The following is a 13,315-nucleotide window of genomic DNA, read 5'->3' as shown; positions in this document are numbered from 1 at the left end:
TTAAAAGCCGCTAAGTCTCCTGCGCACGGCGCACGACGTCTAAGGTCAGCCCGTTTCGACCGGTCACACTGACACTATCACCGGCGACGAGCGGTTCGCTGGAGGTCGCCGCCCAGCGTTCCCCATGCGCGATGACGTATCCCGAAGTGCCTGTCCAACTGTCGACTTTGCCCGAAATACCGATCATCTGCTCGGTGCCGGTGCCGACTTTGCGCCGATGCGAAACGATTGCGAGCCAGGCAATGATGAGACTGAAAGCGAGACAGGCAATGGCGATGCCGGCCAGTACGGACGAGGAGACTTCGAGTTCCGGCAGATCGGTGTCGAACAGAAGAGCCGCGCCGAGCACGAGTGCTATTCCGCCGCTGATGCCGAGGGCGCCAAACGAGGGCGCGTGCGCCTCGGCCACTGTCAAGCCGGCACCTAGGATGATCAGGCCTACGCCGGCGTAGCTGACCGGCAGCAATGCCAGGGCATAAAGTCCAAGTAGCAGGCAGATACCGCCGATTGTACCGGGCATCAGCGTTCCCGGGGCGACAAATTCGAAGATCAGCCCGTATATGCCAACCACCATGAGGATAAGGGCAATGTTCGGATCGGTAATCACGGAAAGCAATCGCGTGCGCCAATCCGGTTCGAGTTCGTGAACAGCAAGCCCGGCGGTTTCGAGCGGGATATCCCTTTGGCCGACCCGTACGATGCGCCCTTGAGCCTGCCTCAGGAGATCCTCGATGGTGGTTGCCGTAAAATCGATGACATGTTCTCGTGCGGCGGCGGGTGATGAAAGGCTTGCAGCTTCGCGCACGGCACGCTCTGCCCAGTCGGCATTGCGATTGCGCAGTTCGGCAAGTCCGCGAATATAGGCGACCGCATCATTGACGGCTTTCGCTTCACTGGCATTACGTGGTGACTGCGGCTGCCTGCCAGGCTCGTTCGGTTCATCCTTGCCCGGTTCGGGGTCGCCATCGAACGGACTTCCGCCAAGCGAAATCGGTGTCGCTGCGCCCAGATTAGTGCCCGGCGCCATGGCTGCAATGTGACTGGCGTAGAGAATATAAGTACCGGCGCTGGCAGCACGTGCGCCACTCGGTGCCACAAAACCGGCCACAGGCACTGGCGAGGCGATGATCGCGCGGATAATGTCCCGCATCGAAGTGTCGAGGCCGCCTGGCGTATCCATCTGCAGGACGACCAGGCTCGCACTGGTTCCATCGGCATGTTGGAGGCCGCGTTTCACATAGTCAGCCGTCGCTGGTCCGACAGCACCGTTCAACTTCAGCACGACGGCAACGCGCTCTGCTGCAGACACGGAAGCTGTGGAAGCGACGGGCGAAATCAAGATCAGCGGCAAGGCGAGTATTGGCAACATTCGCCGCCAAATCCCTAAGCGCCACGGTCTCTTCCATCGGATACTCATATTTGGGAATATATGGCGGGGCCGCCAAATGGTAAGGCAAACCGCCTGTGGATGTATCCACGCCGGTGCCAAGGTCTCAGGCGTTCGCCTGGCTCTGGTCCGCTTGCGACAGAAAGAGGGGCTGCGCGCGGTGCAGGATACAGCTTTAAGGGCTAGCGCGCGTTGAAGCCATACGCTTCACGCACATTAGGGTCCCACATTTGGACGTTCATGCAGCTTTTCTAAAGCATTATGTATGCGCCTCAAATGACGCCCACCAGCAGAGGAGCGCGAATAATTGAGCCAGTTCGAGTGTACGCGTGGCAACAGTGCGTTGCGAAAGTTATCAAACAAAATCTATTACCTAATCATTGCTGCCGTTTTGCTGGCCTTGTGGGGAGGTACGGCTGAAAAGCACAACGCCCATCAGGCAGCGGTTGCTGACATGGACGGTCAACGGAACTGGTGAGCGGAAGGATCCGTGGCCCAGTCGAGAACTTTGAAAGGCAAAACTACCTTCGTCGACTTCCGATCGGAAGACCAGCAAAGAAGGCGCAGATGGTTTGCGCCCAAGCCCGATCAAGTCGAGTTATCTGCGCAGCGCTTCTCGGTAACCTGCTGATCACGATCACAAAGTTCACCGCGGCTTTGTGACAGCAGATCCATGCGCTGAGTGAAGGCACGGACTGGGATTTTGCCATTCTTTGCCATCGCATTTCCATTGCCTGTCTTTCCAGAACGCCAAGTGGCGGCCGGATGCGAGACTGCCGGCTACTCCCGTCGACGCAGCTATGGCGTGCGCTCGCCCAGCCATGAACCCCAGCTGCCGAGGTCCGGCCGCGTGATCATCAACCAGAAGATGGCAAGCACGGCAGCGAACGCCGGAAACCCGAAGGCGAACCAGCGCCAGAACAGATCGTGATACCGGGTAGGCAGAGCGGAATCGGTTTCGACCGCCGCCTCGGACAGTCGACGCATTTCCATCTGCATCCAAACGACGGGCAGCCAGAACATGCCAGTGACGATGTAAAGGATGATCGATACCACGATCCAGCCTTCGGTTAGGGAATAGCCGACATTCCAGGCAAGTGCGACACCGGTAATGGGTTGGAGGACAACGGCCGTCGCCGTGAAGACGAAATCGGCGATGACGACAATGCGCGCTACGCCAGCGATGATCGTCGGCCGGCCGGTGAGATGGGCAAGCAACATGAAGAACGCGATGCCGGCGCCGGTGCCCAGGAGCACCGAGGCGCCGATGACATGAAGGTATTTGAGCACGAAATAAGTGATCATCGGTCTTCCAGAATGACGATCGTGATCAGGTGAAGGACGAGGATCGGCCAGATCTTCAGCAGCGGCCCGAGCGGTTCCCTCCAAAGCTCCGGCAGCAGCAGCGTGCCTGCCGCGACATAAAAAAGCGAGATGGCGACCCCTAGCAACAAGCCGGCGTGGGATGTACGGCGGAACGCGATGAGCGCACCAACCACGAGGTCGGCGAATGCCCCCGCAACGACGCTTATCTCGGCGAGCGCCGGCAAGGCTGTGCGGCGCATCAAGTCGACACCGAGTCCCCATCCGACGGTCAACGATATGATGCCGGTCGCGATCCAGAATGCCGCGAGCACCAGCAGCGCGATCGGCTTAAGGAAGTAGAGTCCCGAAAACCACCGTTCCTGCACGCTGATCGGATAAGCGGCGAGCGCGTCGCTCAACGATGTCGGCGTAATGCCCGTGACTTTGATCCACCGCGTCGGATCGCCTGTCGCCCCACGGACGATTTCGCGCGCGGCGGTGGTCCGCAGCGGCGGACGCCAGCCTAGCCATCCTGCCAGGTCGCCAAGACCATAGAGTATTTTCGAGACTGGTCTCGGAAGCGGGAGCTCGTGTGCAGGCTTGCGTCCCATCCAGCTGCGATAGGCAGCGACGACCTCGCCGAACTCGAGCGGCTCCGGCCCGGCCAGATCGAGTGTGACGCGGGCTGGCGCGCTGTCAGGCAGGAGCCTGACCACGGTTTCGACCACGTCGTCGAGCTCAACGACCTGAAGCTTGCCGGTGTCCGGCATCAGAGGCAAGATTGGCAGCGCTGCAAGCCCGCGGAACATAGCGCTTGCTCCATAGGCTGCGCGTCCGAGTACGACGGACGGACGCAGAATGACCCAGTCGAGCGCCGAAGCCTTGAGCGCCTCTTCCGCTCGATACTTGGTATTGGAGAAATCGGACGGTTGAGCACGGTCCACGCCGATCGCAGAGAGGTGGATAAGGCGCTTCACGCCGGCCCGTTCGCAGGCTTTGAAGAGTGCTGACGGACCATCAAAATGAACGGCCTTTACGTCGTCACCCGGTCCGTCCTGCAGCGCGCCTGCGCAATTGACGGCAACCTCCACGCCAGAAAGCACATGTAGCCAATCCTCGGGTTTGGTGGCGAGCGCGACGTCGAAGCGCATGTTCTGGATCGCACCCGACCGTCGCCAGGTTCGTGCGAGACCCGTGACTGAATGCCCTTCCCGTCTCAACCTTACCGCAATCGCAGAGCCGATCAGCCCCGTAGCGCCGATCACCAGTATGGTTCGCCGGCTGTCGGCGGGATCGGTCAATTCCATTTTTGCAGTTCCTGAGCCCGCATCTATCTCGTGAACTGATCATTCTAACGGATGCAGCGCCCGTCGGTTCCGCATGCCTGGCTCGCCTTTGCCGGTACCAGATGATGGAGCACCCTTGGAAGCGTATCGGCGGCAAAGCGCTGGAGCTGCGCAGCGACCCGAAATTGATCCCCGTCCCATAAAACCGCAGCGTCTTCTGTAATCGACGATATCTCGCAGGTCCTGTGTGCTTGCGGCTGTCATTGACTTTCGCAATGCCCGCGACGACCGCCTCGACCGAACGCTTCGCCAGTGCATCATCGCAACGGAATGGCTTACTGATCATCTTGCTGATTTCGGCGCAGACCGTATCCTTGGAGGAAAGTCATCCGGTGCCCATCTTGGATGTGAAGCGCTCCTTCATCTGCGGTCGGTGGGCAAGATCAGCCGCGTTGCCCGGTTCTATTCCATGTGCGGCGTTTTCGACCTCGACGCTTCGCGGAGCCTGCGCAAAGTTTCTCGCTGCAGCCTCCTCATCGACGGCCCTGCGGCGATTAAAAACCTTCACCGTTTGACCCTTCCCTTCCCAGCAACTTGAGACGTGGACCGCTCCATCGTGACCTCGCCGGTCTCCCGCCGTCGCTCATGATCGCTGGAGCACTTGATCCCATCGTCGACGACAGCACCGGAATGAGCGAAAGATGGGCTAATCAGAATGGGAACTCGCGGTGCATTGTCGTTCCCGAGGCACCACACGGATTCAACCGCCTTCCACATCACTTGCCGTGAAAACGAATGAGTACGCTTGCGGTTGGATCCGCGATACGCTCGCATCACACGAGCCAGAAGCGGCAGTGAGCTCGCTCACCGACCGATAGCGGTTGTTGCCTCGTCCGTTAAACCATTATTGAAGCGTCTGGAAAGCAGGAGCTGAGAATGTGATGGCATGGCAGGATTTGATGTAGGACAATGCCGTCGCAGATGTCACACGCCGAGGCCGAAGACAATGCCAGCCGTCCACGCGAAGCCTTGGCTGACCTTTGAACCGACCACCGTCATGCAGCGAGCAGGATAGCAGCCATCGCGACTGCGCAGACGAAGCCGACAAGGTTTAGGCCCAACGAGACGAGCTCGCTTACTCGCTGTTTATCGTGCCGGCCAAGTTCATCTCCTGTACCCAAGACGGCCACTGCGCCGGCAACGATCCAACATGTCAACGTCAGTGAACCGAGAAGGAGCGCCAGATTCGTCGCGACATTCATTCGAACTTCCTCCATGGTGCTTACCCAACCGCAGCAGCATCAAATTGTTCCGGCCCTCCAAGGGATCTGTCACCGGCGGAACTGGCATTTGCCTTGAATGCCACAATATTTTTTTGGTGCACGGTCGCTGGCACCACCCCATCGGCCTCGGGCGCGGATTGGTCTGGCGTGTCTTGCGCGTTTTCCTTCAAGGCATGCGGGTTCATGGCATACATGGGCGGTGCTTCGAGGCTGCGGACGCAGCCTTGTATCGGTCCTTCCTCGTCTTCTTTCGTGAAGACAGCCGCCTGCCGCCGAGCGGCCGTGCCGGTGCTCTGCCAGGGTCAGGATCGGTGCACCACGCCGATGCGAAGAACATCTTGAAAGGCATGATTAAAGAGCGAAGGCCGAACGCACTCTTGGGGTTTACCGCCAAAATCTGTCGAGTGTGTCTGCACGCACTGCACCGACTACCCGGACGCTGCTATCCACGGCCCTTGTCCAAGGCCGTGGATGACAGACTTCGGCAGCAATAAGCGTGCAAGCTATTTGGCAGCGATTGCCTGGTTGGTCTTGTCGACATCGGCGCTCATCGCCGCATAGGTTTCGTCGAGCGAGAGCTCGCCAACGATCAACTGGCTCATTCGCTGGACGATCAACTGGTAGATCGCTGAAGATCCCTTCATGCGCTCCATGTCGCGCGCTGCCTGCGGTACATTCTTGCGGCTCGCCAAGAAGACGGCCATCGCATCCTTGGCATTGTTGCTCGCGAGCTTGTACTGCGGGTCCTTGACGTCGGCGCCTGTCAGAATGACGTAATTCTCGGCGATCTCACGCTGGATTTTCTCAGAACCCAGAAACTCGATGAATGAAGCGACGGCCTGAGGATACTTGGTGCGCTTGAAGCCGACAATCGCGGTGCCGCCCGGCATGGCGTAGCAACCGGCATCACCGCAGGGCGCGCTGATCGCTGTCCAGTCGAAAGCATCGCCAATCTTCTGCTGAAACGGGTTCACCATCCAGTTGCCGGCAAGATAGGTCACGACGTTTCCGTTGACGAATTCGTCGCCCATGTTCTTGTACTGGGATCCGCCGGCCGCTCCCCACATTTCCTTCGGGAAGGATCCGTCCTGTGTCCAGCTGTAAAGATCGGCAATGTAACGCTTGGCGGCATCGTCGGGAAAGGAGAACTTGCCGTCCTTGACGTAGGTCGCGCCATACGAGAATGCAGCGCCGGAAAAGCGATGGCCCGATCGATCCATCGTGAAGGGAATCTGGGCACCTGTGGCCTTGGCAACACGCGCGGACGCTTCCACGATCTCCTTCAATGTGGCGCCGGGCTTGGGAAGCGGTTCGCCAGCCTGTTCGAAAAGGGTTTTGTTTACAAACGGCAGGTTGAATGTCTGCGATGCGACATAGCCATTGATCGACTGCGGGTCGTTGACGCCCGGGAAGCGAAGAATGTTGAGGCTGTCGCCATGCAGCTTGGCGAAGCCTTCGGGGTCTTTCATGTAAGGTCGCATGTCGAGGTAATATGGCGCAAGCTGCCAGTCGGAAATCTTGGCGACATCCGGGCCTTCGCCGACGGCTAGCTGCACAGGCAGTTGCTTGGAAACGGCGTCATAGCCGGACGACACAAAGTTGACCTTGACATCGGGATTTGCGGCTTCGAATTCTTTGCTGAGTGCTTCCATCCGCTCGACGTAGGCCTGGTCGTCGTCGGTGAACAGGAAAGTAATCGTTTTTGTTTCCGCCATGGCCATGCCGGACCACGCGAAGGAACCGGCCGTCAGAGCGAGCGCGAAGGCTGCCGAAAGAGAGTGCTTCATTTTCATCCTCCCATGAAAACATTTTCATCAATCGCGATCAAGATCGTCGATGAGCGAATTTCATATACTTGACATTCCTCCCGTCAAGCTATTTTCTGCGGCTGTTACGCGGTTTTCGAGCCAAACTGGAAAAGGAAATCGCAAAATAGTGAGAATGAAAAACTTTTCATTCGATTGCGGAGGAGGCGATCTGTGAACGAAGGGCCGGGACCCGAGGCGCCCGCATATTATGTCGGTCAAGGTCAAACAGTGACAGCTTGGGCGGTTTCTGATCTGATCGCCAGCTATTTTCCCGGCATCGCTGCGCCGGCGGAAGATCGCGTCGATTATCGTTTTATCAATGGTTTCGTCGACGTCGGGGATCTGCCCTGCCGGAAGGCTTTCTTGTCGACGATGGTCGGGCGCGAACTTCCTGCCGATACGTCGTGGCCGGTAGCGAGCCTCTACCTACCGGGGTCAAACCGCCGCGTCGAGTTCACCGGTTTCTGGCACGTGCCGACCCATCTGCGTCGATGGCTGAGGGGCGTCTTCAGGACCGCCTCGCACCGTCTCTTGCATCTCAGGCTCAAGACCTGCGGCGGGGTTCGCGTATGGGTCAATGGAAAGGAAGCGGTGCGTTTCGAACCGTTCAGGCGCAATCTGGAAAGTTCAACGGACGTTGCACTGTCGCTGGAAGCAGGCGACAACCAGATTCTCGTTCACTGCGAGGATCTTGCCGAACGCGACACGACCTGGTTCTTCGAACTGGAAGTGCTGGACAAGGAGCCGCTGTGCGTGCTGTTGCCTGTGGCGCTGGATCACGAGGAAGTCCGCGAACTGGAAAACCTCGCCCGCGGCGTGCGCCCTATGCGCGACGTCTTCGTCAACGAGCCATTGGAACTGATATTCGATACGGCGCCACAGCGCGACGTGCCGGTGGAGGTCAGCGTTATCGGTCACGGCCATGAGCGGCCTGTCTTCGCACACTCTGTCTTGAGCCTGCGTGCCCATCAAAGCCGTCTGACGGCCGAAAATGTGTGTCGCATTGCAGATGGCTATCACGGCGTGCATCTGACGATCGGCAGCGGGCCGGGATCGGTCACGCGTGTCATCGATGCCGGCTTTCTAGCAAACGTTTCTCCATCGTCACCCAAGGCGACATTGAAGGACCGCAAACGCCAAGCGCTCGAATACAGCGCCCGCTTCGGTGCCGAGCGCGTGGCGCGCATCATTGCCATGATGGAAACCGGCTATCAAGACCAGGACGCCTTTGACCGCATCCTGGATAAAACGCTCACCTCTATCGATGCCCGTGAAGACTGCTCGGACTTCATCATGGTGCCGCTGCTTTGGCTGCTTGGAGCCCATGGCGCTCAGATGCCGGCCGGCACCGTCGAACGTATAAAGCACTCCGTCCTGTGTTACCGCTACTGGGTCGACGAGCCTGGCAATGATGCAATGTGGTTCTGGAGCGAAAACCATGTGCTGTGCTTTCACACAAGCCAGCTGCTGGCAGGGCTTCTCTTGCCGGAGGAGACCTTTTCAGCTTCGGGCAGGACGGGAAGACAGCAGGCAGATCTCGCTGCCACGCGCCTCCGACACTGGTTCGACAGCGTCGAGGCACACGGCCTTGCGGAATGGAATTCGGCGGCATATTACCCGGTCGACTTCATCGGACTGCTGGCGCTGGAGCGCTGGGCAGAAGCGTCCATTGCCGAACGCGCGCGCGCGCAGCTCGATCTCATTTTCCGGATGATCGCGCTGCACACGCTTTCAGGTGTTCCGGCCGGATCGCAGGGCCGCGCCTATGACAAGGAGCTGCGCGCCGGCCCCCTGACAGAGCTCGCGCCCTTCGCACAAGTCGCTTTCGGAACCGGTTGGCTCAACGGTGGGGTTGCGTCGTTGCCGTTGTTTTGCGCGGGCAGCTACGAACCGCCTGCCGATCTCGCCGATCTTGCGAACTTGGCCCCGGGCAGAAGCGTGGAGGCGCGCTACAGTCAGGGCCTGGAGAGCGCAAAGCTCGTCCTCTTCAAGAACGAAGCGGCGCAGCTTTCGACCGTCGTCGATCACAAGACCGGGCAGAAGGGACATCAGCAGCATGTGATCGATGTGCGCCTGGCTGGCCATCCCATGGCAAGGCTCTGGATCAACCATCCTGGCGAGGATGACCCATGGGGCAATCAAAGGCCGTCCTATTGGGCCGGCAATGGCATTCTACCACGCGTCGCCCAGCATCGTGACGTCGCCCTTCTGATTGAGGATACCCGCGACGCACGGCATGCATGGACGCACGCCTATATCGGCCGCGACGGTCTGGACGCTCTCATCATCGACGCCAATTGGCTGATGGCGCGCTCCGGCAACGGTTTTTCTGCCATTTACGCGTCAAACGGTCTGGAACTGATCGCGGATGGACCAACGGCTGGCCGCGAAGTGCGCTCCTATGGATCGCTTTGCGGCTGGGCAGCAATTGTCGGATGCGGCGACGGCGACGCCTTCACCACCTTCGTCCAGCGCATCCGCCAGACGACGGTCTCCTTCGACCGCGAAGGTCGACGTCTTGTGCTGACGCCAGAGGGCGGCCCGGCCATCAGTTTGACTTATGCCAATGGGCTCTCGCTGGGTGGGAAGGCCCGCCCCTTCACCTACGATCAACCGCACCCGATCCTTACCTACGACAGTGCCGCATCCGACGCTGGCACTGAAAGACCATTCTACTCCTGAACATAGGTGCCAGCATGAATCCAACATCTGTCGACAATGCCGCCCTTCTTTCGACCATCGATCGAGTCGCGATGGCTTTCAGCCGTCTCAAGGGCATCAGGGAAGGACTGGTGAGCGCCGAGACCAACTCGGGTATCCAGTTCGACGAATGGGATTGGGAAGTCGGCGTTGGGCTTTACGGCTTCCTAAGACGCGCGATATCAACCAATGATCAAGAAGCACTTCAGGACCTTGTGGCCTGGTACAGCAGCCAGATCAGACGTGGCCTACCGCCACGCCAGATCAACAGCACGGCTCCGATGCTGCCGCTTGCCATCCTTGTCGAGCATGTCGATCGTCCCGAGTTTCGCGCCCTTGTCGAAGACTGGGCCGAATGGCTGGTAAAGGAACTGCCCAAAACGGAGGACGGTGGTTTTCAACACGTTGTCAAAGAACGTCTCAACGAGGGCGAACTTTGGGACGACACGCTGTTCATGGCCTGCCTCTTTCTCGCGCGCGCAGGCGTGCTTTTCAAGCGCAGCGAATGGATCGACGAAGCTGTCTACCAGTTCGTGATCCACACGCGCTACCTGTCGGATCCCGTGAGCGGACTGTGGTATCATGGCTGGACCTTCAATGGGCGGCACAATTTTGCCAATGCCTTTTGGGCTCGCGGCAATGCCTGGATCACGGTGGCCATCCCGGAACTCTTCGAGCTTGTGCCGATGTTGGGCGAGAAGGACCGGCGTTATCTTTCCAATGTCCTTGCGAGCCAGGTACGATCGCTCAAGGCACGCCAGAGGCCGGACGGCATGTTCACCACTTTGTTGGACGACCCCGCGTCCCCAGTGGAGACGTCAGCCACCGCCGGAATTGCCTACGGCATCCTGCGTGGCGTAGATGCCGGCATTCTGGACAGCAGCGACCGGATCTACGCCGAGCGGGCGCTTTCGGCCGTGCTGGCGCGCATCGACGAGGAAGGCGTCGTCCATGGAGTTTCGGACGGAACGCCGATGGGTCACGACCTCGATTTTTATAGAAGCATACCCAACGTGCCGACGCCTTACGGCCAGGCGCTCACCATGCTGCTCCTGACGGAAGTCGTTCTGGAGCGCGGTCACCAGCAATGAGCGCGACGTCTCTTATCTCCATCGATGCCGCCGGCATCGACGACACCGCTCGATTGCAAGCTGCCATCGACGAAGCGTCGGCTTCAGGCGGCGGGCGTGTGGTGCTCGAGGCCGGCATCCATGTTTGCCGCGGGATTCAGCTCAAATCCGGTGTCGACCTTCACCTGGCCGCCGGCGCGATCTTGCGTCCGGTCCCCGATTATGACGCCTATGCGCATACGACCGTTTCGGTCATTGCCGAGAAATCAAACCGCGGCATGATCGTCGCCAAAAATGCGCGGCGGATAAGCCTGACGGGCTGCGGCCGCCTCGAAGCCGGTTGCGACAGCTTCATCGTCGGCGACGACAAGACGGTAGGGACATTCATCCCGGCCGATCTTCGACCGCGCGTTGTCGTCCTGGAGGCGTGTGATGGGGTTGAGATCAGCTCCATCCATATATCCCGCTCGCCGATGTGGACGCTGCATCTTATCGGCTGTACGGATGTTGCAGTCAGGGGTGTGAGGATCGAGAACGACCATCGTCTTCCCAATACCGACGGTATCGTTCTCGATGCATGCCGCAGCGCCATCATCGAAGATTGCCTGATAGCGACCGCCGACGACGGCATTTGCTTGAAGACGAGCATCGGTCCGGCTGGCGCTGCCATAGGGCAATGCGAAAACATTCTCGTCCGCCGATGCTCGATCCAAAGCTTGAGTTGCGCCCTTAAGATCGGAACGGAAACACATGGCAATATCACGAATGCCGTATTCGAGGACTGCAATGTCTCGGCCTCCAACCGCGCGCTCGGAGTTTTCTCGCGCGACGGCGGTCGAATATCGAACGTCAGATTTTCGAGAATTGGAGTGGACTGCCACGAAACGCTCGACGGCTTCTGGGGTTCGGGAGAAGCGTTGACGATCAATGTCGTCGACCGCGTCTCCGCGCAGACCGCCGGGGCGATCGAGAACCTCATCGTCGAAGACATAAGCGGTCGAATGGAAGGAGCGATCACTTTGATTTCGACGTCTTCCGCCGGCATTCGAAATGTCCGCATGGCGCGCATAAGCCTGGTCCAGCAGCCCGGGCAACTGGGTACGGGGCAATTCTACGACCTGCGCCCGACGCATGCGGATTTGGCGCCGCGCGGCGATGGAGGCGGCCGCGCCAATGCCTGGACCCGCGGTTCGGACGGACGGGTGATCGGTCTCGAGCGCTATCCGGGAGGAATGCCAGCCGCCTACGTGGCCGGGGTCACGGGGATCATTCTGGAAGACGTTCTGATCAAAAGGCCGGTACCCTTGCCGCAGGGATGGAACAAGATAGACGTCGCCTTCGAAACGGCGACACCTGATGGGAGCAGGGCATGGCAGAACTGAAGCTTTCCACCGTCAACAAGTCATATGGCGCCATCAAGGTCCTGCATGATGTCGACCTTGATATCAAGGACGGCGAGTTCGTCGTTTTCGTTGGTCCCTCCGGATGCGGCAAATCGACCTTGCTGCGCATCATCGCGGGTCTCGAAGACATTACTTCCGGCGCAATCGCCATCGGAGGGCGGGATGTAGGCCAGCTTTCGCCCGCCGAGCGCAAGATCGCGATGGTCTTCCAGTCCTACGCGCTTTATCCGCATATGAGCGTTCGCAAGAACCTCGCTTTCGGCTTGGAGAATCTCAAGTTCAAACGCGCCGAAATCGAGACGCGGATCGCCGAAGCGGCCAGGATGCTGGCCATCGAGCCCTATCTGGACCGGCGTCCGAAACAACTTTCAGGCGGGCAGCGCCAGCGTGTGGCGATTGGCCGGGCAATCGTACGCGAACCGGATATCTTTCTCTTCGACGAGCCGCTTTCGAACCTCGACGCCGCACTGCGCGTCCAGACGCGAGCCGAAATCACAAAACTCCATCGTGAGATCAAAACCACGATGATCTACGTCACCCATGACCAGGTCGAGGCGATGACGATGGCCGACAAGATCGTCGTGCTGCGCAGCGGGCAGGTCGAGCAGGTGGGCGCTCCGCTGGAACTGTTTGAGAATCCGCGAAATCTCTTTGTGGCAGGCTTTCTCGGTTCTCCACGCATGAACATCATAAAGGGCAAGGTCGCCGGTATCGGTGAAAGCGGCGTTATCATCGATGTCGGCACCGGCGGCAAGCTGATCAGTGACGTGGATCCTGCCGGGGTACACGTTGGGCAGGCAGTGCTTGCCGGCGTCAGACCCGCGCATTTTGCACGCTCCGGTCAAGATGGGTTGCCGTTCGTCGTCCAGTACCATGAGGGGCTTGGAACTGAAACCTATGTCTACGGCAACCTTGAGGGGCTGGACGAGCAGATCATCATTCACGAGGCGGGTCATTTCGCGCCGTCACCAGGTGATCGCATCCTGATCAGCTGCCTGCCTGTGCGCGTTCATCTCTTCGATCCCGAAAGCGGCCTGGCGTTCAGCCGGCGGCAAGGCCAAGGGAGGCTCTGA

12 protein-coding genes are annotated in these 13,315 nt (G+C 59.4%); 5 read left to right on the top strand and 7 right to left on the bottom strand.

The window, feature by feature from the left end; genetic code table 11:
• Positions 1-10 precede the first annotated feature (10 nt).
• From EV130_RS03040 to EV130_RS34380, 4 genes are all read right to left on the bottom strand, one after another.
• On the bottom strand, positions 11-1,369 hold the full coding sequence (locus EV130_RS03040) for an NfeD family protein (RefSeq protein ID WP_074064012.1): 1,359 nt from the start codon (positions 1,367-1,369) through the stop codon (positions 11-13).
• An 816-nt stretch (positions 1,370-2,185) separates the two neighbouring features.
• Positions 2,186-2,689 (bottom strand): DUF2269 family protein, encoded by a 504-nt coding sequence (locus tag EV130_RS03035; protein WP_074065585.1) that lies wholly within the window; start codon positions 2,687-2,689, stop codon positions 2,186-2,188.
• Positions 2,689-3,999: an SDR family oxidoreductase gene (locus EV130_RS03030; RefSeq protein ID WP_074064011.1), complete on the bottom strand. Its 1,311-nt coding sequence runs from the start codon at positions 3,997-3,999 to the stop codon at positions 2,689-2,691. The genes EV130_RS03035 and EV130_RS03030 overlap by 1 nt, the downstream gene beginning before the upstream one ends.
• A 364-nt stretch (positions 4,000-4,363) precedes the next feature.
• Entirely contained in the window at positions 4,364-4,546 is a 183-nt protein-coding gene (locus EV130_RS34380; RefSeq protein ID WP_081377210.1) for a hypothetical protein, read from the bottom strand.
• Positions 4,547-4,572: 26 nt separating this feature from the next.
• Here EV130_RS34380 and EV130_RS34175 point away from each other — a divergent pair, with 26 nt between their 5' ends.
• A complete protein-coding gene (locus EV130_RS34175) occupies positions 4,573-4,767 on the top strand; it encodes an alpha/beta hydrolase (RefSeq protein ID WP_074064009.1) in 195 nt (64 codons plus the stop codon).
• A gap of 266 nt (positions 4,768-5,033) precedes the next feature.
• Here the strand turns inward: EV130_RS34175 and EV130_RS03015 are convergent, their stop codons facing one another.
• The 3 genes from EV130_RS03015 to EV130_RS03005 form a co-directional block, all read right to left on the bottom strand.
• Entirely contained in the window at positions 5,034-5,240 is a 207-nt protein-coding gene (locus EV130_RS03015; RefSeq protein ID WP_074064008.1) for a hypothetical protein, read from the bottom strand.
• A 20-nt stretch (positions 5,241-5,260) separates the two neighbouring features.
• Positions 5,261-5,455, bottom strand: a complete 195-nt coding sequence (locus EV130_RS03010) for a hypothetical protein (protein ID WP_132659184.1) — start codon at positions 5,453-5,455, stop codon at positions 5,261-5,263.
• Between the two features lie 309 nt (positions 5,456-5,764).
• Positions 5,765-7,048, bottom strand: coding sequence for an ABC transporter substrate-binding protein (locus EV130_RS03005; RefSeq protein ID WP_074064007.1), 1,284 nt, complete (start codon positions 7,046-7,048; stop codon positions 5,765-5,767).
• A 192-nt stretch (positions 7,049-7,240) separates the two neighbouring features.
• On the opposite strand from EV130_RS03005, the gene EV130_RS03000 reads away from it, so the two are divergent.
• Genes EV130_RS03000 through EV130_RS02985 form a run of 4 tightly spaced genes read left to right on the top strand, consistent with a single transcriptional unit; the run spans position 7,241 to position 13,315 of the window.
• Complete coding sequence (locus EV130_RS03000) at positions 7,241-9,751, top strand: hypothetical protein (RefSeq protein WP_074064006.1); 2,511 nt, start codon at positions 7,241-7,243, stop codon at positions 9,749-9,751.
• 14 nt (positions 9,752-9,765) lie between these two features.
• Positions 9,766-10,860, top strand: coding sequence for a beta-galactosidase BglB (gene bglB / locus EV130_RS02995; RefSeq protein WP_074064005.1), 1,095 nt, complete (start codon positions 9,766-9,768; stop codon positions 10,858-10,860).
• The gene (gene pglB, locus EV130_RS02990; protein WP_132549103.1) at positions 10,857-12,221 is read left to right on the top strand and encodes a polygalacturonase PglB; all 1,365 of its coding nucleotides are present in this window, start codon (positions 10,857-10,859) and stop codon (positions 12,219-12,221) included. Before bglB ends, pglB begins: the two co-directional genes overlap by 4 nt.
• Positions 12,209-13,315: an ABC transporter ATP-binding protein gene (locus tag EV130_RS02985; protein ID WP_132549106.1), complete on the top strand. Its 1,107-nt coding sequence runs from the start codon at positions 12,209-12,211 to the stop codon at positions 13,313-13,315. Before pglB ends, EV130_RS02985 begins: the two co-directional genes overlap by 13 nt.

This window comes from Rhizobium azibense, assembly GCF_004342325.1.
Taxonomy (GTDB): domain Bacteria; phylum Pseudomonadota; class Alphaproteobacteria; order Rhizobiales; family Rhizobiaceae; genus Rhizobium; species Rhizobium etli_B.
Note: the sequence above shows the minus strand (reverse complement) of the source record. Positions and strands in the feature narration are given on the sequence as shown.